Source organism: Pseudomonas fluorescens Q2-87, assembly GCF_000281895.1.
In the GTDB taxonomy this organism is placed as follows: domain Bacteria; phylum Pseudomonadota; class Gammaproteobacteria; order Pseudomonadales; family Pseudomonadaceae; genus Aquipseudomonas; species Aquipseudomonas fluorescens_S.
The window spans coordinates 2,661,316-2,686,350 of the sequence record NZ_CM001558.1; the positions used below are offsets into that span (position 1 = coordinate 2,661,316).

General features: G+C 61.9%; 22 protein-coding genes. 14 read left to right on the forward strand and 8 right to left on the reverse strand.

Annotated elements, in window-relative coordinates:
- The first annotated feature begins 41 nt into the window (after window positions 1-41).
- The 7 genes from nosZ (at window position 42) to nahK (ending at window position 9,704) form a co-directional block, all read left to right on the forward strand.
- Window positions 42-1,961: a TAT-dependent nitrous-oxide reductase gene (nosZ, locus tag PFLQ2_RS15765; protein WP_003181094.1), complete on the forward strand. Its 1,920-nt coding sequence runs from the start codon at window positions 42-44 to the stop codon at window positions 1,959-1,961.
- A 26-nt stretch (window positions 1,962-1,987) separates the two neighbouring features.
- Window positions 1,988-3,307, forward strand: coding sequence for a nitrous oxide reductase family maturation protein NosD (locus PFLQ2_RS15760; RefSeq protein ID WP_003181097.1), 1,320 nt, complete (start codon window positions 1,988-1,990; stop codon window positions 3,305-3,307).
- Window positions 3,304-4,221, forward strand: coding sequence for an ABC transporter ATP-binding protein (locus tag PFLQ2_RS15755; protein ID WP_003181099.1), 918 nt, complete (start codon window positions 3,304-3,306; stop codon window positions 4,219-4,221). Before PFLQ2_RS15760 ends, PFLQ2_RS15755 begins: the two co-directional genes overlap by 4 nt.
- The gene (locus PFLQ2_RS15750) at window positions 4,218-5,048 is read left to right on the forward strand and encodes an ABC transporter permease (protein WP_003181101.1); all 831 of its coding nucleotides are present in this window, start codon (window positions 4,218-4,220) and stop codon (window positions 5,046-5,048) included. Before PFLQ2_RS15755 ends, PFLQ2_RS15750 begins: the two co-directional genes overlap by 4 nt.
- Window positions 5,049-5,071: 23 nt before the next feature.
- A complete protein-coding gene (locus tag PFLQ2_RS15745; protein WP_003181102.1) occupies window positions 5,072-5,602 on the forward strand; it encodes a nitrous oxide reductase accessory protein NosL in 531 nt (176 codons plus the stop codon).
- A gap of 366 nt (window positions 5,603-5,968) precedes the next feature.
- The gene (nosP, locus tag PFLQ2_RS15740) at window positions 5,969-7,132 is read left to right on the forward strand and encodes a nitric oxide-sensing protein NosP (RefSeq protein WP_003181104.1); all 1,164 of its coding nucleotides are present in this window, start codon (window positions 5,969-5,971) and stop codon (window positions 7,130-7,132) included.
- On the forward strand, window positions 7,062-9,704 hold the full coding sequence (nahK, locus tag PFLQ2_RS15735; protein ID WP_003181105.1) for a hybrid sensor histidine kinase/response regulator NahK/ErcS': 2,643 nt from the start codon (window positions 7,062-7,064) through the stop codon (window positions 9,702-9,704). Before nosP ends, nahK begins: the two co-directional genes overlap by 71 nt.
- A 155-nt stretch (window positions 9,705-9,859) precedes the next feature.
- Here the strand turns inward: nahK and PFLQ2_RS15730 are convergent, their stop codons facing one another.
- The 6 genes from PFLQ2_RS15730 to PFLQ2_RS15705 form a co-directional block, all read right to left on the reverse strand.
- Window positions 9,860-10,525 carry a response regulator transcription factor gene (locus tag PFLQ2_RS15730; RefSeq protein ID WP_033046458.1) on the reverse strand — a complete coding sequence of 222 codons (666 nt, stop codon included), beginning with the start codon at window positions 10,523-10,525 and terminating at the stop codon, window positions 9,860-9,862.
- 56 nt (window positions 10,526-10,581) lie between these two features.
- Window positions 10,582-11,115: a PQQ-dependent catabolism-associated CXXCW motif protein gene (locus PFLQ2_RS15725; protein WP_003181110.1), complete on the reverse strand. Its 534-nt coding sequence runs from the start codon at window positions 11,113-11,115 to the stop codon at window positions 10,582-10,584.
- 231 nt (window positions 11,116-11,346) lie between these two features.
- Window positions 11,347-12,138 carry an ABC transporter permease gene (locus PFLQ2_RS15720; protein ID WP_003181112.1) on the reverse strand — a complete coding sequence of 264 codons (792 nt, stop codon included), beginning with the start codon at window positions 12,136-12,138 and terminating at the stop codon, window positions 11,347-11,349.
- Window positions 12,135-12,866, reverse strand: coding sequence for an ABC transporter ATP-binding protein (locus PFLQ2_RS15715; protein ID WP_003181113.1), 732 nt, complete (start codon window positions 12,864-12,866; stop codon window positions 12,135-12,137). Before PFLQ2_RS15715 ends, PFLQ2_RS15720 begins: the two co-directional genes overlap by 4 nt.
- A complete protein-coding gene (locus PFLQ2_RS15710) occupies window positions 12,863-13,852 on the reverse strand; it encodes a YVTN family beta-propeller repeat protein (RefSeq protein ID WP_003181115.1) in 990 nt (329 codons plus the stop codon). The genes PFLQ2_RS15715 and PFLQ2_RS15710 overlap by 4 nt, the downstream gene beginning before the upstream one ends.
- A gap of 26 nt (window positions 13,853-13,878) precedes the next feature.
- Window positions 13,879-15,045 (reverse strand): ABC transporter substrate-binding protein, encoded by a 1,167-nt coding sequence (locus PFLQ2_RS15705; protein ID WP_003181117.1) that lies wholly within the window; start codon window positions 15,043-15,045, stop codon window positions 13,879-13,881.
- A 427-nt stretch (window positions 15,046-15,472) separates the two neighbouring features.
- Here PFLQ2_RS15705 and PFLQ2_RS15700 point away from each other — a divergent pair, with 427 nt between their 5' ends.
- Together PFLQ2_RS15700 and PFLQ2_RS15695 are read left to right on the forward strand one after the other, a co-directional pair.
- Window positions 15,473-16,726: a sensor histidine kinase gene (locus PFLQ2_RS15700; RefSeq protein WP_003181119.1), complete on the forward strand. Its 1,254-nt coding sequence runs from the start codon at window positions 15,473-15,475 to the stop codon at window positions 16,724-16,726.
- A complete protein-coding gene (locus PFLQ2_RS15695; RefSeq protein WP_003181121.1) occupies window positions 16,726-17,364 on the forward strand; it encodes a response regulator in 639 nt (212 codons plus the stop codon). The genes PFLQ2_RS15700 and PFLQ2_RS15695 overlap by 1 nt, the downstream gene beginning before the upstream one ends.
- A gap of 176 nt (window positions 17,365-17,540) precedes the next feature.
- Here PFLQ2_RS15695 and PFLQ2_RS27725 read toward each other — a convergent pair whose 3' ends face one another.
- Window positions 17,541-18,185: a pentapeptide repeat-containing protein gene (locus PFLQ2_RS27725; RefSeq protein WP_033045987.1), complete on the reverse strand. Its 645-nt coding sequence runs from the start codon at window positions 18,183-18,185 to the stop codon at window positions 17,541-17,543.
- Window positions 18,186-18,314: 129 nt separating this feature from the next.
- Window positions 18,315-20,171, reverse strand: a complete 1,857-nt coding sequence (gene exaA / locus PFLQ2_RS15690) for a quinoprotein ethanol dehydrogenase (RefSeq protein WP_003181124.1) — start codon at window positions 20,169-20,171, stop codon at window positions 18,315-18,317.
- Between the two features lie 254 nt (window positions 20,172-20,425).
- Between exaA and pedF the strand changes: the two genes are divergently transcribed.
- The 5 genes from pedF (at window position 20,426) to PFLQ2_RS28765 (ending at window position 24,873) form a co-directional block, all read left to right on the forward strand.
- On the forward strand, window positions 20,426-20,887 hold the full coding sequence (pedF, locus tag PFLQ2_RS15685) for a cytochrome c-550 PedF (protein ID WP_003181126.1): 462 nt from the start codon (window positions 20,426-20,428) through the stop codon (window positions 20,885-20,887).
- Window positions 20,888-20,892: 5 nt separating this feature from the next.
- Complete coding sequence (locus PFLQ2_RS15680; RefSeq protein ID WP_003181129.1) at window positions 20,893-21,768, forward strand: substrate-binding periplasmic protein; 876 nt, start codon at window positions 20,893-20,895, stop codon at window positions 21,766-21,768.
- Window positions 21,769-21,777: 9 nt separating this feature from the next.
- Complete coding sequence (locus PFLQ2_RS15675; protein ID WP_003181132.1) at window positions 21,778-22,536, forward strand: quinoprotein dehydrogenase-associated SoxYZ-like carrier; 759 nt, start codon at window positions 21,778-21,780, stop codon at window positions 22,534-22,536.
- A gap of 16 nt (window positions 22,537-22,552) precedes the next feature.
- Window positions 22,553-23,488, forward strand: a complete 936-nt coding sequence (locus PFLQ2_RS15670) for a quinoprotein relay system zinc metallohydrolase 1 (RefSeq protein ID WP_003181134.1) — start codon at window positions 22,553-22,555, stop codon at window positions 23,486-23,488.
- A gap of 284 nt (window positions 23,489-23,772) precedes the next feature.
- Window positions 23,773-24,873, forward strand: coding sequence for an RHS repeat-associated core domain-containing protein (locus PFLQ2_RS28765; protein WP_003181135.1), 1,101 nt, complete (start codon window positions 23,773-23,775; stop codon window positions 24,871-24,873).
- The last annotated feature ends 162 nt before the right edge of the window (window positions 24,874-25,035 follow it).

Below are 25,035 nucleotides of genomic sequence, written 5' to 3' on the forward strand. Positions count from 1 at the left end.
CTGTTTCCCTTGACCCTTTCCTTCTTCATGGAGCACACAGCATGAGCGATAAAAAAACCGAACCCACTGGGGTGGCGGAAGAACCCCGGGGTGTCAGCCGGCGCAGCTTCCTCGGCACCGGTGCGGTAACGGGTGCGGTCCTGGCCGGCGCCACGGCACTGGGCGCCGGGACGTTCACTCGCGAATCCTGGGCCGCAGCAGCCAAGGAAGCCAAGTCCAAGATCCACGTCGGGCCCGGTGAGTTGGACGAGTACTACGGTTTCTGGAGCGGCGGCCACCAGGGCGAGGTGCGGGTGCTGGGCGTACCGTCGATGCGTGAGCTGATGCGCATCCCGGTGTTCAACGTCGACTCGGCTACCGGTTGGGGGCTGACCAACGAAAGCAAGCACATCCTCGGCGAAAGCGCGAAATACCAGAACGGTGATTGCCATCACCCGCACATTTCCATGACCGACGGCAAATACGACGGCAAATACCTGTTTATCAACGACAAGGCCAACTCCCGGGTCGCGCGCATTCGCCTGGACATCATGAAGTGCGACAAGATGCTCACGGTCCCCAACGTGCAAGCCATCCATGGCCTGCGCCTGCAAAAGGTGCCGTACACCAAGTATGTGTTCGCCAACGCTGAGTTCGTGATCCCGCACCCCAACGACGGCCATACCTTCGACCTGCAGGACAAAAACAGCTTCACGATGTTCAACGCCATCGATGCCGAGAAAATGGAAATGGCCTTCCAGGTCATCGTCGACGGCAACCTGGACAACTCCGATGCTGACTACACCGGCAAATACGCCGCCAGCACCTGCTACAACTCCGAGAAGGCCTACGACCTGGGCGGCATGATGCGCAACGAGCGCGACTGGGTGGTGGTGTTCAACATCCCGCGTATCGAGGCGGCGATCAAGGCCGGCAAATTCATCAACCTGGACGGTTCGAAGGTGCCGGTGGTCGACGGTCGTAAAACCGATGGAAAGGACTCCGAGTTCACCCGCTACATCCCGGTGCCGAAGAACCCCCACGGGCTCAATACTTCGTCCGACGGCAAATATTTCATCGCCAACGGCAAGCTGTCGCCCACGGTGTCGATGATCGCCATCGACCGCCTGGATGACCTGTTCAACGACCGTTTCAAGGATCCACGCGAAGTGATCGTCGCTGAGCCTGAGCTGGGCCTTGGGCCTTTGCACACGACCTTCGACGGACGTGGCAACGCCTACACCACCTTGTTCATCGACAGCCAGGTGGTGAAGTGGAACATGGACGAGGCCATCCGCGCCTACAAGGGCGAGAAGGTCAATTACATCAAGCAGAAGCTCGACGTGCAGTACCAGCCCGGCCACAACCACGCGTCCCTCACCGAAACCAGCGAGGCGGACGGCAAGTGGCTGGTGGTGTTGTGCAAATTCTCCAAGGATCGCTTCCTGCCTACCGGCCCACTGCATCCGGAGAACGATCAACTGATCGACATTTCCGGCGAGGAAATGAAGCTGGTGCACGACGGCCCGGCCTTTGCCGAGCCCCATGACTGCATCCTCGCCCGGCGCGACCAGATCAAGACGCAGAAGATCTGGAACCGCGCCGATCCGTTTTTTGCCGAGACCGTGGCCCGGGCGAAAAAGGATGGAATCAACCTGGAAACCGACAACAAGGTCATCCGCGACGGTAACAAGGTGCGCGTGTACATGACGTCGATGGCGCCGGCTTACGGCCTGACGGAGTTCACCGTCAAGCAGGGCAACGAGGTGACCGTGACGATCACCAACATTGACCAGATCGAGGACGTCACCCACGGCTTCGTCATGACCAACCATGGCGCAAGCATGGAGATCAGCCCGCAACAGACCTCATCCATCACCTTTACCGCCGACAAGGCTGGCCTGCATTGGTACTACTGCAGCTGGTTCTGCCACGCCCTGCACATGGAAATGGTCGGCCGCATGCTGGTTGAAAAAGCCTGAGTCAACTCATCAAGGAGACCCTTTCAATGACCGGGAACACGCAGCCACCTGCGGGCCACGCTTGCCGACCGGTCATTGCACTGGTGCTTTGTCTACTGTCGGGCGGCGCGATGTGCGCGCCGCAGCCGATCACGAATCTGCCCTTGCAGGCCGATGGCGAGCAACAATGGCGCCTGCCTGCGGGGCATTACCAAGGCTCGTTCAGTATCGATCAGCCGATGACCCTGACCTGTGCGCCGGATGCGGTATTCCAGGGGCAGGGCGAGGGCAACGGGTTGATCATTCGCGCGCCGAACGTCCAAGTCCAGGGTTGTACGTTCCTGGATTGGGGCCATGACCTGACCGCCATGAACGCTGCCGTGTTCATCCAGCCGGTCGCCCAAGGCGCCGTGGTTCGTGCGAACCGCATGCAGGGGCAGGGCTTCGGCATTTGGGTCGATGGCACGCGAGACGTCAGCCTGATCGACAACCGCATCCAGGGCGACCCCAACCTGCGTTCCCAGGATCGCGGTAACGGCATTCATCTGTACGCCGTGCACGGTGCCCGAGTCATCGGTAACCAGGTGCACGAAACCCGCGATGGCATCTACATCGACACCTCCAGTGGCAACCTGCTCCAGGGCAATGTCCTAGAGGACCTGCGCTACGGCGTGCATTACATGTTCGCCAACGATAATCGCCTGCTGGACAACGTCACCCGGCGTACCCGCACCGGTTATGCCTTGATGCAAAGCCGGCAACTGACAGTCATCGGCAACCGCTCCGAGCAGGATCAGAACTACGGGATCCTGATGAACTACATCACCTATTCGACCTTGCGCGACAACTTCGTGACCGACGTGCGCGACGGGTCCACCGGCGACACCATGATTACCGGCGCCGAGGGCAAGGCCCTGTTCATCTACAACTCGCTGTTCAACCGCATCGAAGGCAATCACTTCGAGCGCAGCGCCGTGGGCATCCATTTGACTGCCGGCTCGGAGGACAACCGCATCGCCGGGAATGCCTTCGTGCATAACCAGCGCCAGGTCAAATACGTCGCCACGCGATTGCAGGAGTGGTCGGCGGACGGGCGCGGCAATTATTGGAGCGATTACCTGGGCTGGGACCGTAATGGCGATGGCCTGGGCGATGTGGCCTATGAACCCAACGATAACGTCGATCGCCTGCTGTGGTTGTACCCGCAGGTACGGCTGTTGATGAACAGTCCGGGGATCGAACTGCTGCGCTGGGTGCAGCGGGCCTTCCCGGTAATGAAATCCCCTGGGGTGATGGACAGCCATCCGCTGATGGAAACGCCGGCCCGTCCCCCCCAACGCAACAGTGCCCAGGAGGACGCGTCTTGAACGTCGTCGAGATCGAAGGCGTCAGCCAGCGCTATGGTGACGTCGCCGTGTTGCGCGAGCTGAACTTGAACCTGGCCCAGGGCGAAGTGCTCGGCCTGTTCGGCCATAACGGTGCGGGCAAGACCACCACCATGAAGCTGATCCTCGGTTTGCTGCGGGCCAGTGAGGGTGAGGTGCGTGTTTTCGGGCGCAATCCCGGCGATCCGGCCGTGCGGCGAATGCTCGGTTACTTGCCAGAGAACGTGATGTTTTATCCGCAGTTGAGTGGGCTGGAAACCTTGCGCCATTTTGCTCGGCTCAAAGGCGCCGCGCCGGAACAGGTCGAGCGCCTGCTCGAAGAGGTGGGATTGGCCGAGGCCGCCCGGCGCCGCGTGCGCACCTATTCCAAGGGCATGCGTCAGCGCCTCGGGCTGGCCCAGGCGCTGCTCGGCCAACCGCGCCTGTTGCTGCTGGACGAACCGACCGTTGGCCTGGACCCCATCGCCACCCAGGACCTGTATCAACTGCTGGATCGCCTGCGTTGGCAGGGCACCAGCATCATTCTGTGTTCGCACGTCTTGCCTGGGGTGGAAGCTCACATCAACCGCGCCGCGATTCTCACCCGAGGCCGCCTGTTGGCCCTCGGCAGCCTGGCTCGGTTGCGCGAGGACGCCAGGCTGCCGACGCTGATCCGCGCCTCGGGCCTGTCTCGGGCCGACTGGCTTCGCCAACATTGGCGCAGCGAAGGGCACGTCACCCAGGGATGGGGCGCGGAAGGAGTCCAGGTGTCCGCGCCGGACGGCAGCAAGCTCGCCTTGTTGCGCCAGTTGCTGGCCCAGGACGACCCGACGGATGTCGAGATCAAGCCGCCGTCCCTGGAAGACCTGTACCGTCATTACATGGTCCGTGCGGCCGCCGAGGAGGCCAGCCAATGAACCCGATCTGGAACATGGCGCGCAAGGAGTTCAGCGACGGCCTGCGTAATCGTTGGTTGTTGGCGATCAGCCTGTTATTCGCGGTGCTTGCCATTGGCATCGCCTGGCTTGGCGCGGCGGCGTCCGGGCAATTGGGCTTTACCTCGGTACCGGCGACGGTGGCGAGCCTGTCCAGCCTGGCGACTTTCCTGATGCCGTTGATTGCGTTGCTGCTGGCCTATGACGCGATTGTCGGTGAGGACGAGAGCGGCACCTTGCTCTTGTTACTCACTTATCCGTTGGGGCGCGGCCAACTACTGTTGGGCAAGTTTGTCGGCCACGGCTTGATTCTGACTCTGGCGACGTTCATCGGCTTCGGCTGCGCGATGCTCGCCATCGCGCTGTTGGTCGATGACGTCGAGCTGAGTCTGCTGCTCTGGGCGTTCGGCCGTTTCATGCTGTCCAGCACCTTGCTGGGCTGGGTGTTCCTGGGGCTGGCCTATGTGTTGAGCAGTCTTTCGGCGGAAAAATCCACCGCGGCCGGGTTGGCGCTCGGAGTGTGGTTTTTCTTCGTACTGGTGTTCGACTTGGCCTTGCTGGCGCTGCTGGTGCTGAGCGAGGGCCGGTTCAGTCCGGATTTGCTGCCCTGGTTGCTGCTGTTCAATCCCACGGATGTGTATCGGTTGATCAATCTGTCCGGGTTCGACTCGGCGTCCACCGGTGCGGCGGTGCTGACCCTGGGCAGCGACCTGCCGGTGTCGGGGCCTTGGCTCTGGTTGTGCCTGTGGGGGTGGCTGGCGGTTCCGTTGTGGCTGGCGCACCGGTTGTTCAATCGCCGGGCGCTGTGAATGTCTGATCTGAGGAGCATGCAATGATTAACAAGGTGTCTTTGACGGCGGGCCGTTTCCTGGCCGGGATAATGGTGTGCCTGGCGCTGGCGGCGTGCGGCAAGGCTGGGCCACCGCCGGCCACCGAGGCGGCGCTGGCGTTTCATCCCAGCGATGAATGCCATGTCTGCGGCATGCTCATCAACGACTTTCCCGGGCCCAAGGGCGCGGCAGTCGGGGCGAACGGGGTGAAGAAGTTCTGCTCGCCGGCAGAGATGCTGGGCTGGTGGCTGCAGCCGGAAAACCATCGCGCCGACGTCAAGCTGTACGTCCATGACATGGGCCGCAGCCATTGGAACACACCGGACGACGCCCACCTGATTGATGCTCGCACGGCCTATTTCGTCGTCGGCTCGGGGCTCAAGGGTGCCATGGGCGTCGTACTGGCCTCGTTCTCCGACGCCCAGGCAGCACAAAAACTTGCCAGTGACACCGGCGGCCGCGTGCTGCGCCTGGAAGACATCGACCAGAAACTGCTCGGGCAGGCGACAGCCATGGCGCCGATGAGCCACTGATACACAGCCCTGGCGCCTATGTGGCGAGGGAGCTTGCTCCCGCTGGGGTGCGAAGCGCCCCCAAAACGCCGCACGCAGACAACCTGACCCACCGCAGTAATTGAGCTAAGGGCTGCTGCGCACCCCAGCGGGAGCAAGCTCCCTCGCCACGGGGGCTGTGGGGGCCGGGGGTTTTGGGGTAGGTCATGCGGCGCCGCCACAAGAAACAGCTCACCCTGATGGCCGCTGTGGTGGATCAGATTTGCTTGCCACAGCATCAACCTTCTCATCCCATGGAAGCGTCCACCCACTACCCAAGTAGCATTCGTGGCTCAGGCGCGGGTTCGTACACTCAGGGTTCCTATCACGCACCCGCCGGAGGCGACGATGCAGCAGGCCCAGAGCGAAGGTGTGGTGAGCGCCATGTCCCAGGCTACGGATGTCCAGCAGGTGGCCCAGGCACTGGCGCGGCAGTTGTTGCACCCACACTTGGGGTTCGTGCTGTTTTTCTGTTCCGCCGAATACGATTTGCCGGCCCTTGGCGCGGCGTTGTCCCAGAGTTTCGGCGGGATTCGCCTGGTGGGTTGTACCAGTGCCGGGGAAATCACCACCCAGGGTTATGGCCGCAATTGCGTGACGGCGGTGGGGTTCGATCACCGGCATTTTTCCATCGCCGCCGAGCTGATCGGCGAAATGGAGCACTTCAGCCTGATCGACGCCCAGCAAATGGTCGAGCGCCTGGCCAGCGGCTGTCGCAGCAATGCCTTGGCCCCGATCAAAGGCCACAGTTTCGCCCTGACTTTGCTCGACGGTCTGTCCAGCCGCGAGGAAATGGTGCTGGCGGCCCTGAGTGCCGCGCTGGGGGATATTCCGCATTTCGGCGGCTCGGCCGGCGACGACAACTACCTGACCCACACCCACGTCTATTTCGAAGGCCAGTTCCACAGTGGTGCGGCCGTGGTGGTGCTGATCAATACCTGGCTGGAGTTCGAAGTCTTCACCACCCATCACATCCTGCCGCGTCAGGAAAAACTCGTGGTGACTGGCGCCGACAGCACCTCGCGACGAGTTTTTGAGCTCAACGCCGAGCCCGCCGCCGAGGAATATGCCCGGCACATCGGCGTGCCGGTGAGTGCGCTCGATTATCGGGTGTTCGCCGCCCACCCCCTGGCCGTGCGCATCAATGACCAATATTACGTGCGGGCGATCCAGCAGGTGCACCCGGACCTGAGCCTGAGTTTCTATTGCGCAGTGGAAAACGGCATCGTCCTCACGGCGATGACCCCGGGCCCGTTGCTGCACAACCTGCAAGAGCTGTTCGAAGGTTTGCAGGCACGCCTCGGCGACTTGCTGTTGACCATCGGCTGCGACTGTTTCCTGCGGCGCCTGGAACTGGAGGACCGCGGTGGCCTGGAGCAGATCGGGCAATTTTTACGCGAGCAACGGGTGATGGGCTTCAACACCTATGGAGAACAGTTCAATGGCATGCACATCAACCAGACCTTCACCGGAGTTGCCATTGCCCGCCATCGCGTCCCTGGCCACCGCTGAGCTACAGGCGCAGATCGCCAGCCTGCAGCATGAAAACCACAAGCTGCGGCGCATCAACGAGGCGCTGATCGAACGGGTGGAGTCCGGTGTGACCCGGGGCAACGACCCGTATGCGGCGTTCCAGCATTCGGTGGTGCTGGCCGAGCAGGTGCGCGAGCGCACCGATGCCCTGAACCAGGCCATGGCCGAGCTCAAGGCCGGTAATCATTTGCTGGGCGAGGCGCGGCTACGAGCGGAGACCGCCCACCGACACCTGATCGATGCCATCGAGAGCATCTCGGATGCGTTCGTGCTGTTCGATGAGCAGCAACGCATCGTCCTCTTCAACAGCCGCTTCAAGGCCTTTTGGGTCAACAGTCGGGTGCGGATCATCGCCGGGATGCGACTTTCCGAGGTCAAACGCCTGATGACGGCCAACGGGCTGTTCAGTGAGGAGCCTCGGGGCCAAGCCGACGAGCATGTGCTGTATCGCTTGCAGAACGGTCGCTGGCTGCAAGTCAGCGAACGGCCGACCCAGGAAGGCGGACGGGTGATCCTGTTCACCGACATCACCGACGTCAAGCTCAGTGAAACTGTGCGCCGCGAACAGGCCATCGCGCAAAAATCCCACCTGTTGCAGCGGGCGGTGGACAACTTGTCCCAAGGCGTGGCGATGGTCAACGCCCAGGGCGTGCTCGAATTGTGGAACCGACGCTTTCTCGAACTCAGCGGCCTGGCACCGGTGGCGGCCCATCGACCTTTCAACGAAGTGATCGCCGACAGTGAGCTGCAGTTGCTGACGCCTGCCAGTCGCGACAGCAGCGGCCGGATGATCCATGAGTGCGAGCAGCGCCTGTCCGATGGCCGGGTCCTGGAAATCCGCACCCATCCGCTGCCCACCGGCGGCTACGTCAATACCTTCACCGACATCACCGAGCGCTACCAGCACGCCGAGGCGCTCAGTGAAAGCGAGCGCTGGATCCGTCTGATCACGGACCATGTGCCGGCGCTGATTGCCTACCTCAACGCCGACCTGGTCTATGAATTCACCAACAAAGTCTACGAACAATGGTATTGCTGGCCCCGTGGCGTGATGCTCGGCCAGAGCCTGCGCGAGGCCCACAGCGAGCAGCATTACCAACGCCTGGAGGCCTACGTGGCGAGGGCGTTGGCGGGCGAAAGCGTGACGTTCGAGTTCGCCGAAACCAATATCAACGGCCAGGAGCGCTACATGCTGCGCTCCTACGTGCCCAACCGCTTGGCCAACGGTGAGGTGGTGGGGATTTTCGTGCTGATCCGCGACATCACCGAGCGCCGACGCACCGCCGAAGCGTTGCACCAGGCCTACCAGAATCTTGAACAACGGGTCCAGGAACGCACGGCTGAACTGACCTTGCTCAATGACCAGTTGCTCAAGGAGATCGACGAGCGCAGCCGCGTTGAATTACGGCTGCGCGAGGCCAAGCGCGAGGCCGAGCAGGCCAATCTGTCGAAAACCAAGTTCCTGGCCGCCGTCAGCCATGACTTGCTGCAACCCCTCAACGCCGCGCGCCTGTTTACCAGCGCATTGCTGGAGCGCCGCGAGCCGGTGGCCAACGCGCATCTGGTGCGCAACGTCAGCAACTCACTGCAGGACGTCGAGAACCTGTTGGGCACCTTGGTGGACATCTCCAAGCTCGACGCCGGGGTGATCAAGGCCGATGTCGCGCCATTCGCGCTCAGTGAGCTGCTCGACAACCTGGCGGCCGAGTACGTCCAGGTGGCCCGCAGCGAAGGGCTGGCGCTGCACTATGTTGGTTGCTCGGTGCTGGTACGCAGCGACATGCAATTGCTGGCGCGGATCCTGCGCAATCTGCTCAGCAACGCCATCCGGTACACCCCGGGTGGCCGCGTGGTGCTGGGCTGTCGTCGCCACGGCCGGCGGGTCTCGATCCAGGTTTGGGACAGCGGCATCGGCATTGCCGAAGATCGCTTGGAGGAGATATTCCAGGAGTTCAAGCGCGGCGATGTGCAGCGTCCGGACCAGGACCGCGGGTTGGGCCTGGGGCTGGCGATTGTCGAGAAGATCGCCGGGATTCTCGGGCACCGGATCCAGGTGCGCTCCTGGCCGGGCAAGGGCTCGATGTTTGCCATCGAAGTGCCCTTGAGCGCCACGGCACCCAAGCCCTTGCCATGCCTGGACATGAGCGAGCCGATGCTGGAGCGACTGCGCGGGGCGCGGGTCTGGGTGCTGGATAACGACGCGGCGATCTGCGCCGGCATGCGCACGTTGCTGGAGGGCTGGGGTTGCCAGGTGGTGACGGCATTGTCGGAACAGGACCTGGCGCGCCAGGTGGACAACTACCATGCCGAGGCCGACTTGCTGATCGCCGACTATCACCTGGACCACGATCAGAACGGCGTGGACGCGGTGGCGCGGATCAACGCCTGTCGCGCCTCAGCGATCCCGGCCATGATGATCACGGCCAACTACAGCAACGAACTCAAGCAGCAGATCCGCGAGCGCGGCCACACCTTGATGCACAAGCCGGTGCGGCCGATGAAGTTGAAGATCGCGATGAGTCATCTGTTGGGTCTGCCCCGCAACCCTTGAGCCGAACCCGATTCTGTGGCGAGGGAGCTTGCTCCCGCTGGGGCGCGAAGCGGCCCTGAAACCTGAGAACTCGGTCTGCCTGTCAGATCCATGGGGCTGCTGCGCAGCCCAGCGGGAGCAAGCTCCCTCGCCACAGGGGACCAGGGGGTATCTGTTCAGCGCCGCAGGTAAGCCCCGAAATCAATGTCCCCGGCACTGAGGATCGCCTGCACCCGGTTGTGTACGTTGAGCTTGCGCAGGATCGCCGAGACATGGGCCTTGACCGTGGTTTCGGCGATGTCCAGGGTGTAGGCGATCTGCTTGTTCGACTCGCCCTTGGTCATGCGTTCAAGCACCAGCAGTTGCTTGCGGGTCAGGGCCTGGAGCAGTTCCGGGGGGAACGCCGGGGTTTCGTTCAGGCGCCGGCCCATCGGGCTTTTCTGGGTACGGATGATGTCTGGCGGCAGGTACACGTTGCCATTGAGGATTTGCTCGATGGCGTCGGTCATCTGTGAGCGTGGCGAGGATTTAGTGATGAACCCCACCGCACCATAAGTGATGGCTTGCAGCACCACCTGCTTGTCCTGCTCGGCGGAAACGATCACCACGGGAATCGTCGGCGCCTCGTTGCGCAGGTTGATCAGGCCATTGAGCCCATGCATGCCCGGCATGTTCAGGTCCAGCAGGATCAGGTCCAGGTCGTCGTGTTCGCGGGTCAGTGCCAAGGCGCTGTCCAGGTCGGCGGTTTCCATCACCTCGCTGCCAGGAAATCCGTCGCTGATGACGTTGTGGATGGCTTCGCGAAACAGTGGGTGATCGTCGGCTATCAGGATTTTATACATGGCCATTCACCTCGTTATTGTCTTATGGGCAGAGCAGTTGCACGCAGTATTCAACATCACGGAAAGGGCTCGGGCCGGGCTGCTTGCACGGGCAGGTTGGCCGCTTCCCAGGCATCGAGGCCATCGCGATACCAGTACAGTTGCTTATAGCCCATGGCAGCGGCGCGTTTTACCGCGTTCCAGCTCAACCAGCAATCGGAGCGGCAATAAAAGACCAGCGGTTGGTCCGTCCGCCCGGCGGTGGCCTTGCGCAAGTGCTGGCTGAAGTAATCCTGCCAGGCCGGGTCCAGGTCGCCGTCGCCGGTGTTGGCCAGCCACAGGCTGCCTGGAAGATTGGCATGGGGTTCGTTGTCGATAAAGCGTCCCTGGACCCACGGCCGGCGGTAGACGTCGATCAGGAGGGGCGGCGAGGGTTGTTCGAGCAGTTGCTGCAAGGCGGGCGTATCGAGGGTCTGCGCACCGTCAACGGCGGCGGGTGTCGGGCTGCGGTATTGGGCAATGCGATAGCCCTGCGGGGAAAACAGCAGCGTATCGGCCTGGGCGGCATTCAGCGCCAGGCCCAGCAAGACCATCGCCAGCAAACGGGGCATAGGATTTATCCTTTTTGTTATGCGCCCATTACATGCCAGGGTGAAGGTCTTGTGAATGCGACCATAGACAGGAAAACCGGTACTAAAGTAGTAATTTGGATATATGCAGGTCGACACAGCCCTGTGGGAGCGGGCTTGCTCGCGAAAGCGGTGATTCAGCTTGAATCAATGTTGAATGTGCCGCCGTCTTCGCGAGCAAGCCCGCTCCCACAGGGCCTGGCGCTAACTGGTTCAACCCGCCTTGCGCAACGCCGCTTGCTGCGGATTGAAGGTCCACACCGCCAGCAACGCAAACAGCAACGTCAGTCCCACGCACACCGCCATCGCCAACGGGTTGAACTGTTCGTACAGGGCAAAACGTACCAACTCCACCCCATGGGTGAACGGATTGACCGCGCACAGCCAGTACAGCCAAGGACTGGCCTCGAGCATTTTCCACAACGGATACAGCGCCGAAGACAGGAAGAACATCGGAAAAATCACGAAATTCATCACCCCGGCGAAGTTCTCCAGTTGCCGGATGGCGTTGGACAGCAACAGGCCCAGGGCACTGAGCAGCAGCGCCACCAACAGCAGGGCCGGCAAGGCCATTAGCAGGCCCATGGTCGGCGGCTGGATGCCATACAGCCAAGCGATGGCGAGAAACGCATAGACCTGCAACAGCGAGATCAGCGAAGTCGCCAGCAACTTGCTCGCCAGCAGGAAAGCCCGGGGCAGGGGACTGGTGAGCAATACGCGCATGCTGCCCATTTCCCGGTCATAGACCATCGACAGCGAACCCTGCATGCCGTTGAACAACAGGATCATGCAGGCCAGCCCCGGCACGATGTACACCTCGTAGGGGACGTAGGTGTCATAGGGCGCAATGATCGCAATACCGAGGGCCGCGCGAAACCCGGCGGCGAACACCAGCAACCACAGCAGCGGCCGCACCAGGGCACTGAGCAGTCGCGTGCGTTGCAGCACGAAGCGCAGCCACTCGCGCGTGACGATCCCGCTGAAACAATGCCAGTACGCGCTCATGGCTGGACTCCGGAGGCAGTCAAACGGTTAAAGGCCGAACCCAGGGTGCCGCCATGTTCCAGGCTCACCGCGTCGGCCTGCCCGCTGGCGACCAGGCGGCCCTGGTGCACGATCAATAGATCGTCGCTGGGTTGCACCTCGTCCAACAGGTGAGTGGTCCAGAGCACGCTGATGCCGTGTTCGCTGCACAGTTGCCGAATATGCAGGCCGAGGGCCAGGCGGCTGGCCGGATCAAGGCCGACGCTGGGTTCGTCCAGCAGCAGCAAGCGCGGTTCATGCAACAGGGCCCGGGCGATTTCCACCCGGCGCCGATGCCCTCCGTTGAGGTCGCGCACCCGCTCATGGCGGCGCTCGGTCAGGTGCTGGCGGGCCAGTTCGGCATCGAGACGGGCGCTGCCATGACGCCGCGAAAAACCATGCAACGCCAAGTGGTAGCGCAGGTTTTGCTCAATGCTCAAGTCCAGGTCCAGGGTGCTCTGTTGGAACACCACGCCCAACTGGCGCAGGGCCGGCCGGGGCGATTTTTGCAGTGAATGCCCCCCGACGCGGATATCGCCGCGTTGCAGATCGTACAGGCGCGTGAGCAGGGCGATCAGCGTCGACTTGCCGGCTCCGTTGGGCCCCAGCAGCGCTGCGAAACGCCCGGCGGGCAGGTTGAAAGTCATGCGTTTGAGGGCTTCGCGTGCGCCGTAGGCAAAGCTCAGGTCAATCACCTCAAGGGCGTTCATGGTGTCACCACCACGCCCCACGGATAGCGCCCGACCTTCACCGACTTGAGCACCTTGCGGCTCTGTACATCAATCACCGAGACATCGCCGCTGACGCCATTGGTTGCTAGCAATTGCTTCTGGTCCGGGGTGAACGCTAACTGCCAGACCCGTCGGCCCACCAGCAGGTAATCCAGCACTTCGAAGGTCTTGGCATCGATGACTGCCACGTGATTGGCCGGGCCCAGGGCAACGAAGGCGAACTTGCCGTCGGCGCTGAGCTTGATGCCCACCGGTTGCACCTTGTCCGGGTGCACACCCTTGATCTGGAACGTCAGGGTCTCGAGGATTTTGCGCGTCGCCACGTCGAGAATCGTCAAGGTCCCGCCGATTTCCGCCGAGGCCCAGAGCTGTGAGCCGTCGCGGCTGAACTCGACGAAACGAGGCCGCTGGTCGACCAGGGTGCTGTCGGCCAGGGTCTGGGTGCTGGTGTCGATCCAGTGCAGCATGTTGGTGGTCTCACTGGTGTTGACCGCCCACCTGCCATCGGGGCTGACCGCCATGCCTTCGGGCTCGACGCCCACGCCGATCTGCCCCAGCACTTCGGAGGTCTGGGTGTCGATCACCGTCACCAGGGCGTCGTCCTCGTTGGAGACGTAGAGCCAGCGGTCGTTGGGGTGCAGGGCGAATTGCTCCGGGTCTTTGCCGGAGGGCAGTTCCTTGATGATCTTGCGTGTGGCCACGTCCATCACCTGGACCCGGTCCGAATCACTGGCGCAGATGTACAGCAGGCGATTGTCGTGGGAGAGCAGCAGGCCTCGGGGACGCTGGCCCACCGGCAGGGTCTCGATGACTTCCAGGCTCTGCATGTCGATCAGGCTCAGGCTGTTGTCTTTCTCGTTGGAGACCCAGGCGATGCTGGCGGCGGCGGGACCGGCGGCAAGCAACGCAGCGCCCAGGGCGAAGGCTTGGCAGAGCAGGGCCGGGTAAAACGGCGGGCGGCGCATGGCGGTTTCCTTATTGTTGTTATCGATCAGGGATAGCGGCAGCTCACTTCGGGCTGGTCGTAGCCCAAGCTGTCCATTTCATTGGTGGGGTGCAGAAAACCTTCCTGGGGCGAAGTGCTGACCAGCGCGCGCGGCTGGACCAGCTCGATCGGCTGGCGCAGTTGGCCGTTCCATGGCCGATAGCTGAGCTTGCGGCCTTTGAAACCGTCCAGGGGCAATTGCTCGCTGAGGGCCAGTTGGCGGATCGCGAACGGGTCGTCCTGCCGCAACTTGCTCACGGCGGCGGCGATGCTGCGCACAGCGATCCAGGCGGCAAAATCCCGGTCGTTCATCCAGCGTCCGGCCAGGGCTTCGAAGCGTTTTTGCAGTTGCGCCGCGCCGTAGGTTTCCACGGTCTTGTGCCAGCCGGTGGGTGTCAGCCCTTGGGTGCCGGCCACCGGGCGGGGAAACCAGGTCTGGTAGGGCACGTATTCGCCGAAGTCGCCGCGTTCGTCGGCCACCAGCACCACGTCGTACTCGGCTGTCTGGGTGAAGAGTGGCATGTCGGCCTGGGCGCTGCGGCGCTGGTCGTTGTCGAACTGCCAGGGTTTTTCCGCGACGATTTTCATGCCGAAGCGTTTCATGGCCCGGCGCAGTGCGGCGGCGTAGGCCTGGTCCTCGGGCGTTTGGCCGACGATGAGCAAGGCTCGCTGCCATTTGCGCACCACGCTGAACTGCACCAGCGCATCGGCGAGCATCGCGCGGTCGGGCAGGCTGTGCAGCACGTTGCCCAGGCAGTCGGTGGTGCGCAGGCTGTCGTCGGGGCTGCCGGCGTTGAACAGGAGGCTATCGGGAAAAGCGGCACTGAGTTGGCGCAGGGTGTCGGCAGGGGCGTTGACCACGAACAGCCGCAGGCCTTGGTCGTGTTGCGTCCGGGCGGCCTGGAGCAGTGCCTCGGGACTGTCGACGCTGGCGCTTTCCAGACGGTAGTCATGCTTGAGGAAACGCCCGGTGCTGTTGCTGTCGATGATGGCCAGCTCGGCGCCGCGCAAACCGGCATCGGTGGGTTCGGCAATCACGTTGGACAGCAGCGGCCCTGGGTCGGGGCGATACCCCAGGTAGCCGATGCGCACCTGCAACGGCGCAGCATCGCCCCCATGAGCGGAGGCCGCTGCCAGCAGAAAAACCAGGGCGTAACCGACGAGCCGGCGCATGACATCCTCCATTGCAGGTAGCGCCAGCATAGGAACCCCGTGGCCGTGGGGAAATATGCAGAAAGTACCGCCGGGGCAGTACCAAGGTAGTAACTCAACGGGGATGGCAGGGTTTTACGATGCAAGGCAATCGTCATCATCTGGAGCGACAGACCATGCGGATTCTCAAGACCCTGCTGCTGCCGTTTCTGTTGATTCTGAGTTTGATCGGGGTTGATCGGCTGCCCGGTAAACACGGATTGTGCGATCGCCAAAGAACATGCAAACAACCCGGATCTCCTGTGGGAGCGGGCTTGCTCGCGAAGGCGGCAGCATTGTCGAAATCGACGCAAGATGATCCACCGCTTTCGCGAGCAAGCCCGCTCCCACAGGGGATTTGCGTCCGGAGCTGGGGGTGTGAGTTTGTCCCAGCAATGGAGCGCTAAGCATGTCGGCCCTCTGGCGAATCAACCTCTGGGTCACGGCGTTTTTTGCCCTGGTGACCCTGGCCTGCGCCATCCTGTTGTTGCATCAGGCTGTCGCTGACGTGAAGCGCGAGCTGCAATCGGCCGAGTCGGTGGTGCATTACCTGCGCGAAACCGCCGAGCGCGATCCGGCCAGCCTCCAGTCGCGGTTGACCGGCAGCCTGCGTCATGTGCGGGTTCATTGGCTTGCGCCAGGGGCCGCGCTTGCGGCGGATGAAGGCGGGATCCAGGCCTGGCTGGGCCGTCACTTGCTGGACGATGGCCCTGCTGCGCAGGTGGTGGACCTGCGTGACGGTCGGCGGGCGTGGATTGCCGTCGATCCGAAGGATGAGATCGAGGAAATTATCGATTCGCTTGTGCAACTGCTGGGCGTCTGCGCGATGGCGCTGTTGCTCAGCCTGCTGGTGATTCGCTGGGGCGTGCGCCGGGGCATGCGCTGGCTGGACGAGTTGCTGCATGCGCTGCGCCAGGTGTCTGCCGGGAACTTACAGGTGCGCTTGCCCGCTGAAGGTGTCCCGGAGGCGCAGCAACTGGCGGGGCATTTCAACCGCATGACTACCGGCCTGGCCCAGGCCCGGGCGGACAATGCCCGGCTCACCGAGGCCTTGTTGGCCGTGCAGGAAGAAGAGCGCCGCCAACTGGCGCAAACCCTGCACGACGACCTGGGCCAGTACGTGGCGGGCATTCGCGCCCGGGCCTGTCTATTACGTTTGGTGGCCGATCAGCCGGCATCGCTGGCGCAGACTGTCAGCCAGCTGGAAGATCATTGCGAGCACCTGCACCAAGGGTTCCGAGCGTTGGTGCATGACCTGTACCCGGTGGTGCTGCAGCACCTGCCGATGGGCGACGCCATCGCTTCGCTGGCCGAGCAATGGCAAAAAAACCAAGGCATTCGCTGTCGTCTTTGGGTCGATGAGGTGCTGCCGCAGCTGTCCGCACCGGACAAGACTCATCTGTATCGCCTGTTGCAGGAAGCGCTGACCAATGTAGCCCGGCACGCGGACGCAACCGAGGTGCGGATTCGCCTGCGACATCGCGCAGGACACCTGCGTTTGCTGATACGCGACAACGGCCGCGGGGCGACGCAGCCAGCGCGCGCTGGGGTTGGCCTGCATTCGATGGCTGAACGAGCCCGTAGCCTCGGTGGCGAGCTGCGCATCATCAGTCGACCGAATTGCGGGTGGGCGTTGGCTTTGAACATACCTTTGGAGGCGTGATGAACATCTTGTTGGTGGACGACCATGCAGTGGTTCGGCAGGGCTATGCCAGTCTTTTGCGAGCGCTGATGCCGCAGCTGCAGGTCCGGGAAGCAGCCACCGGTGAGGAGGCGCTGAACCAGGTCCAGGAGCAAGTGCCCCACCTGGTGATCATGGATTTCAGCCTGCCGGGCATCAGCGGCCTGGAAACCACCCGGCGCTTGCGCCAGCGCCTGCCGCAACTGCGGGTGTTGTTCTTCAGCATGCACGATGAGTTGCCGTTGGTGCGCCAGGCGCTGGACGCCGGTGCCGCCGGCTACCTGACCAAGAACTCGGCGCCCCAGGTGTTGATGGAGGCGGTGCGACGGGTACTGGCCGGGCATGCTTACATCGAGCCATCCCTGGCCACGCAACTGGCCTGCGCCAACTCCCGGGACAACACCGACCCGCGCCTGCAATGCATGACCCAGCGAGAGCTGGAAATTTTCGTCATGCTCGCCAAAGGCACCCCCGCGCGCACCATCGCCGAACAGCTGTGCATCAGCGCCAAGACCGTGTCCAACCACCTGACACTGCTCAAGAGCAAGCTACAGGTCAGCTCCCATGCGGAATTGGTGCACTTGGGGATCGATATGGGGGTGGTGCGGGTGGCGGGCTGAATATCTGGTTTGAAATGCGATCATTTGTGGCGAGGGAGCTTGCTCCCGCTGGGGTGCGGAGCGCCCCCAAAACCCGGCACCTCGGAGTATCAGGTTCATTGAGTTTGACCCTATTGGGGCTGCTTCGCAGCCCAGCGGGAGGAAGCTCCCTCGCCACAGGGGAGGCGCGCGACCCGCTATTTATCCCACGACGTTGGACATCCCGTACACCCGCGCATATTCGCATCCTGGTAATTCCCATAGTGCTGGCGTGAACCGCTCAGGTTGGCGTCTTCCAGATTGCTTTCGCCGAGCTTGGCTTCCTGCAGGTTGGCGTCGCGCAGGTCGGCGCCCTTGAGGTCGGCCTTGCTCAACCAGGCCATCTCAAGGTCGGCAGCCTGCAGATTGGCCTCGGTCAGCTTGGCGCCGGACAGTCGAGCGAACTGAAGGTAGGCGGCCGTCAGGTCGGCACGCTGGAATTGCGTCCCTTGGGCGAACAGGCCCCAACCCTGGATTGCCTTGAGCGTGGCGCCGCTGAAGTCGGCCAGGCGCAAGTTACTTTGCTGCAGGCTGGCGCGGGTCAGGTTGGCGCCTTGCAGGTTGGCCCGTTCCAGATTGGCAAGGTCCAGCCGTGCATGACGCAGGTCGGCGTTGCGCAGGTCGGCGCCGCTGAGATTCATTTTGCGCAGGTCCTGGTTGGCCAGCCGGGCGCCACGCAGGTCGGCGCCAGGGCATTGGCTGGATTCGGCGATGACGCAGCCGTTGAGGGTAAGGGGGGTGTCGGTGTCGTCGGCGTTGGCAAAGGCGCCAACGAACAGAAGCAGCAATGACAATGATTTCATGGTATGAGCTCTAGCAATTGTGGGAGCGGGCTTGCTCGCGAAGAGGCCAGCACAGTCAAAATATTCATTAACTGAACCACCTCATTCGCGAGCAAGCCCGCTCCCACTGAGGACATAGGGAGGTCAGTGCTACTTTTGCGCCGTCGCTTTATCCCAACTCGGAATCTTGAACACCCAGAACGACCCACCCTGGGCGACGGGTTTGGTCAGCTCGGCCATGTCGCCGCCCCACAACGGCACGGCACCGCCGTAGCCGACGGTCACGCCAATGAATTGCTCGCCGTCCTGTTCCCAGGTGATGGGCGGGGAGACGATGCCGCTGCCGGTCTGGAATTTCCACAGCTCCTGTCCCGTCTTGGCATCAAAAGCCTTGAAAAAGCCGTCGCCGGTGCCGGTGAACACCAGGTTGCCTTTGGTCGCGAGGACGCCGGCCCACAGTGGCAGCGGCTCTTTGTGCTCCCAGACCACCTTGCCGGTGGTGGGGTTCATCGCTCGCAGGGTGCCGACGTGATCGTCATACATCCGCTTGATGCGAAAGCCCATGCCCAAGTACGCAGAGCCCTTTTTGTAATTCACTTCCTCGGTCCAGTATTCCTCTTTCCACTGGTTGCCGGGGACATAGAACAGCCCAGTGTCCTGGCTGTAGGCCATGGGGTTCCAGTTCTTGCCGCCGAGGAAGGGTGGCGAGACTTCCACCGGTTTGCCCTTGGTTTCACCGGGCAATGGCTTGGCCGGACGCTGCCCCGGGTTCTCCACCGGGCGACCGGTCTTCAGGTCGATGTGGCTGGCCCAGGTGATGTTGTCGACGAAGGGGAAGGCGTTCTGCAGTTTGCCGTTGTTGCGGTCCACCACGTAGAAGAAACCGTTGCGGTCGGCGTGGGCGGTGGCCTTGGTCACCTTGCCGTCCTTGTCCTTGTAGTCGAACAGCACCAGCTCGTTGTTACCGGAAAAATCCCAGGCGTCGTTGGGGGTGTGTTGATAGAACCACTTCACTTCGCCAGTGCTCGGGTCGACGCCGACCTGGCCGGAGGTATAGAGGCTGTCATAGTCGTGTGGGTTGCCATCCTTCGCGGTGCGGGCCCATGTATTCCATGGGCCGGGGTTGCCCGCGCCGACGATGATGGTGTTGGTCTCGGCGTCAAAACTGGCGCTCTGCCAAGGCGCGCCACCGCCATGGCTCCAGGCTTCGACCTTGCCGGTTTCGGTGGTTTTGTCGTCGGGCCAGGACGGCGCCTTGACGTCGCCGGTCGGGGTGCTGTCCTTGCCGTTGAGGCGGCCCATGTGGCCCTCGACGAAAGGTCGCATCCAGACTTCCTCACCGGTATCCGGGTCGCGGGCAAACAACTGCCCGACCACGCCGAACTCGTCGCCGGAACTGCCATGGATCAGCAGCACCTTGCCGCTGGTCTTGTCCTTGATCAGCACTGGGGCACCGGTCATGGTGTAGCCGCCAGCGTGGTCGCCGAATTTCTTGTTCCACACCACCTTGCCGGTGTTCTTGTCCAGGGCGACCAGCCGCGCATCCAGCGTGCCGAAGTAGATCTTGTCGCCGTAGATGGCCGCGCCGCGATTGACCACATCGCAGCACGGGCGAATGTTGTCCGGCAGCCGGTGATTGTAGGTCCACAGGCGCTTGCCGGTCTTGGCGTCGAGGGCGAATACCCGCGAATAGGATCCGGTGACGTACACCACGCCGTCGCTGACGATGGCCTGGGATTCCTGGCCGCGTTGCTTCTCGTCACCGAACGAGTAGGACCAGGCCGGTGTGAGCTTGAACACGTTCTTGTCGTTGACCTGGGCCAATGGGCTCCAGCGCTGGGCGTTGGTGCCCATGCCGTATTGCAAGACGTCCTTGGTGGTGAGGTGGTCGTTGGCGATGTCTTCCCAGGTCACGGCTGCGTTGGCATGGGTGCTCAACGACAGACTGCCGGCCAGCAGCAAGGCAACGGTCAGGGAGGAGAGGGCGGGTAGCGTTTTTATTCTCATGGTGGCAGTTCCCAGTGAAAGGTTTTGGCCTGACTAGGGTGAGTTGCGCCACGACCCGGCCGATACGGAAAAAGTCCCGCCCTTGCCGGGAAGACTTCCCGAACCGCCTGTCTTTGCGACTTGCTTCGGATGGCTTGCTACCAAGGAACTACACCGCGGCCACCAAAGCAGCATTCGGCTGGGGCGAGGGGGTTCCTAAGATGACGGCACGGCCTCTGTAGAGAGGTCTTGCGTGCAATCCAGAGGGCATAACAATGACAACAAAACGCAACGCCATCATCGCTTCCGCATTGCTGATTGGGCTGATCGGCGTAGGCTCCGCGTGGGCCCATGGCAACGTAGTGCCCCAGGCAGTGGAAACCAAGGGGCTGACCCCGATCAAGGACACCGGCGTGACCGTGGACGGCGACGGCTGGGCCGCGGTAAACCCCTATCGCACCTCGCCCGAGCATGACCGGGCCCTGGAAATCGGCTCATCGGCCTACAACCAGAACTGCGCCGCCTGCCACGGCCTGGAGGCCAAGTCCGGCGGCATCGCCCCAGACTTGCGGATGCTCGACGCGGCCGAAGCCGGCGATGAATGGTTCGTCGAACGCGTGCGTCACGGCGCGGTGCGCGATGGCCGGGTCTACATGCCGAAGATGGCCGACTACCTGAGCCAGGAAGCCTTGTGGGCGGTGCGCACTTATCTTGACAGCGTGCACGTCGAGGAGTGATCGCCATGCGCCTGTTCGCGTGGGTAGTGTGCGGCTTGTTGCTGTGCGGGCAGGCGGCGCAGGCACAGGTGCGCAGCTACGACCAGATGATCGTTGCCGGTGAGCTGAAAGTGGCCGTCTACAAGGACTTCGCCCCTTACAGTTTTGAAGACAACGGCCAACCCAGGGGCGTAGACGTGGAACTGGCTCAGGCGCTGGCCAAGGCATTGGGCGTGCGTCTGCAATTGATCTGGGCGCCGCCCGGCGAGAAGCTCGATGACGACCTGCGCGATTACATTTGGCGCGCCAGTCCGCTGCACCACCGACAACTCGCCGATCTGATGATGCGTGTTCCGTACGATCACGACTACGTGCAGAGACGCAACGACATCGGGGAACTGGAAAACGCCCAGGTGGTGATGTTCGGGCCCTACCAGCAAGAGTGCTGGCAGGTGGCGTATGACCGTCGCCGGTTGGATTCGGTGGGCAGCGTCGCGGTGTTCCAGCAGCACCCCATAGGCGTTGAAGTCGACAGCGTGCCGTCGTTCTACCTGACTTCAGTGTTCAACGGCATGCTCAGCGCCAAGACTCGCCATTACCCAGGCGTTGGCCAGGCTTTCAAGGCCATGCAGGCTGGGGAAGTCGACGCGGTCATGGCCATGCGCGCAGAAGTGGATTGGCAAGTGCACGAGGCCGCCGATCCGCAACTGGCCCTGGCGGAAAATGCCTACCCGAACATGGGCAAGCAACGTTGGGAAATCGGCATGGCGGTGCATGAAAGCAACCGACAGCTGGCCTATGCGGTGGAAGAAGCGCTGGAAGGCTTGATCCGCGACGGCAGTGTCAAGACGGTCTATGCCCATTACGGCCTGCGCTATGAAGTGCCGGAAATGTATCAATAGGAGCGCGGGATGAAATGGCCCATGTGGTGCCTGTTGTGGTGCGGCCTGCCGATGATCGCGCTGGCGGCGGTCGAGCCGGGCAAGGATCCGGTGCCCTCGGTGATGTGGGTCTTCTATCACAAGCAACTGCTGGGCGACGCGCCGTTCGTGTTCGACGACCGGGTCCGGTTGCTGGCGCCACCCTTCGCCGAGGATGCGCGCCAGGTGCCGCTGGAAATCGATGCCCGGGCGTTCACCGGCGACGTGGTCCGGATACTGGCCTGGGCCGAACTGAACCCGTTGCCGAAAATCGTCGACTTCCAACCGGGGGAGCGGGTGCTGCCCTGGCTGTCGATCCGCATCCGTATCGAACAAGCCACTCCGCTGCGCGCCGCTGTACAGACCCGCGATGGCCTGTGGCACGTTGGCTCGACCTTGATCGACGCGGCTGGCGGCGGCTGCACCGCGCCCAGTGTGGTGCGTACCCAGGCCGGTTGGGAGGAGCATCTGGGCGAAGTGCTCGGCGCCCGTTATCCCCGTGGTGACGCCAGTCGCCTGCGCCTGCAAGTGGCCCATCCGATGGATAACGGCCTGGTCAGTGGCATCCCTGAATTCTTCCTCAATCAAGCCCAATTACTGGATGTCGACGGCCACGTGCTGGCACGCCTGGAGCTATTCCCGGCGGTCAGTGAAAACCCCAACCTGGGTTTCGACATCCAAGGCCCCGGGCAGACCCGCCTGGTGATGCGCGATAACAGCGGCAACGCCTTCGAAGCGGCGATTCCCTGACTCAAAGGAGCGCGCCATGCGCTGGTTATTGCTGATTCTCATAAGTTGGAACGTGGCTGCATGGGCCGGGACGGATTATTCACTCAAGCCACGGCAAATCGCTGAGGGTACCTGGCTGCTGGAAGGCAGCACCGAAAACTTTGCCAAGGACAATGGCGGCAACATCGTCAACACCGCCTTCATCATCACCGACGCCGGTGTCGTGGTGATCGATACCGGGCCGTCGAAACGCTATGGCGAGGCTTTGCGCCAGGCCATCGCGGCGACCACCGACAAACCAGTGATCCAGGTCCTGCTGACCCATCATCACCCCGACCATGTGCTGGGCAACCAGGCCTTCAGCGACGTGCCCATCGGTGCGTTGGCGGGGACCACGGACCTGCTGCGCCAGCAGGGCGATGCCATGGCGGAGAACATGTACCGGCTGGTGGGCGACTGGATGCGCGGCACCGAGGTGGTATTGCCCACTCAGGTGGTAACGCCCGGTGTGCTCAAAGTGGGTAATCACGCCTTGCGCCTGCTGCAACTGGCCGGGCACACCGGGGCGGACCTGGCGATTCTCGATGACACCACCGGCGTGCTGTTCGCCGGTGACCTGGTGTTTTACGAGCGCGCCCTGACCACCCCCAACAGCCCGGGCCTGGACGTGTGGCTCAACGACCTCGATACCCTGCAAGCCTTGCCTTGGAAACAGATCGTGCCCGGTCACGGCCCACTGGCGACTGACGCCCAGCCCTTTGCCCAGATGCGCGATTACCTGGGCTGGCTCGACCAACTCATGCGCGACGGCGCGGCCCGGGGCGACGACATGGCCGAGATGATCCGCAGCCCCATCCCAGAGCGCTTCGCCGGGATCAGCTTGAGCCGTTATGAACTGATTCGCAGCGTCAGTCATCTCTATCCACGCTATGAGCGGGCGGGGATGAAGCGGGTGGATGCCCAACCGCAATAGTCTTGGCGGTATGAGATCCTGTAGTGAGGGGATATATCCCCGTTGGGGCGCGAAGCGACCCCGTCTTCAGTCATTTGGTACTGAGTTAACCGAACTGGGGCTGCTGCGGAGCCACCCCCCCTCGCCACAAAGGGAGGTGCTCGCCTAATTGAGATCACATTGCCGAACTGTGTCCAAAAGCGTGGTGTTCCAATTCGCCAACCTAACAGTTCTGTTAGTAGTCGCCTGATGAAGTTACCGAATACCCTTCAGTTGCACGTCAACACTTACGAGGGTGTCATCCTATGCCTACCCAACACGAACCGTTGCTCTGTCGATACCATTACGACCCGCTCGACCGTTTGATCGGCTGTACGTTGCTGAATGGGCCTGAATCTCAGCGTTTCTACTGCAAAAAACGCCTGGTCACAGAGATTCGAGGCACGATAAAAAAATCAATATTCCAATACAACGACCAGCTACTCGCGCAACAGTGTCATGGCGTTAAGTTTGACACTGCGCTGCTGATAACCGATTGCCAGCGGTCGGTGTTACACACGCTCAGTGAGAACAGCCAGCGACAACCCATCGCCTATTCACCTTACGGTCATCGCCCCATTGAACGCGGTGTAGCCAGTTTGCTGGGGTTCAACGGCGAACGAGCGGATCCGGTGACCGGGCATTATTTATTGGGTAATGGGCGTCGGGCGTTCAGCCCGGTGTTGATGCGATTTAACAGTCCAGACAGTTTTAGTCCGTTTGGGGAAGGTGGGCTAAATGGATATACATACTGCTTGGGTGACCCGATTAATAGATGCGATCCTACAGGGAACTCTCCACTGGCATGGGTAGGCCTGAAAACAAAGCACGTGGGTGAAGGTCTTTGGACAAAGAAAGGGGTCACCAGCTTTGAAGGAAAACGTGCGTTAAAAAGAATTCAAGCTTTAGATGAAGCGATTGAGGCGATTAAACGTGATGCTCAGAGGCAGCTCTTCCAAGCAGATAAGAAGGTATTGAACGCGGGGGGCGGCCCCAAAAAAAACACCACGCCACAAACCGGAATCCGACTTGATAACCTTGCTTATAAGGCGGCGCGCCCTGAAGAACATCCGTTTTCTTCACTGGCAGGCAAATTCAAAGAACCTTATTTAGAGCCGATGCAGCGCCAAGCGGGCATCGAACAAACTAAGCATCGTGGTATCTTCGATTATTTGGAGAAGAAGGTAGCGGATAAAAACGAGTATCTTGCAGGCGCCCTAGAAGACAACAGTCTCAAGTTCGACGAGGAAATAGTTGATGCATATAAACGTAGGTTGCGATTGTATGCACTGAAAGCTAGGTCTCAGTCTGATTTGGTTGCAGAGCAAAACCGAATTCGCAATAAATACTTGACTTATTTTCCTTAAGGGCATCGCCCCGGAAATAGTTGAATCCGTATCGCGCTAGACTGCAATCAGCCACATTTCAAGAGGTTGCTACATTGGTGAAAGAACGTAACCGAGCTCACGCAAAGTACTTGCGCGGTGGATAGAAAGACCTTAAGCAGACTGCATTGGACAGATGCCCAA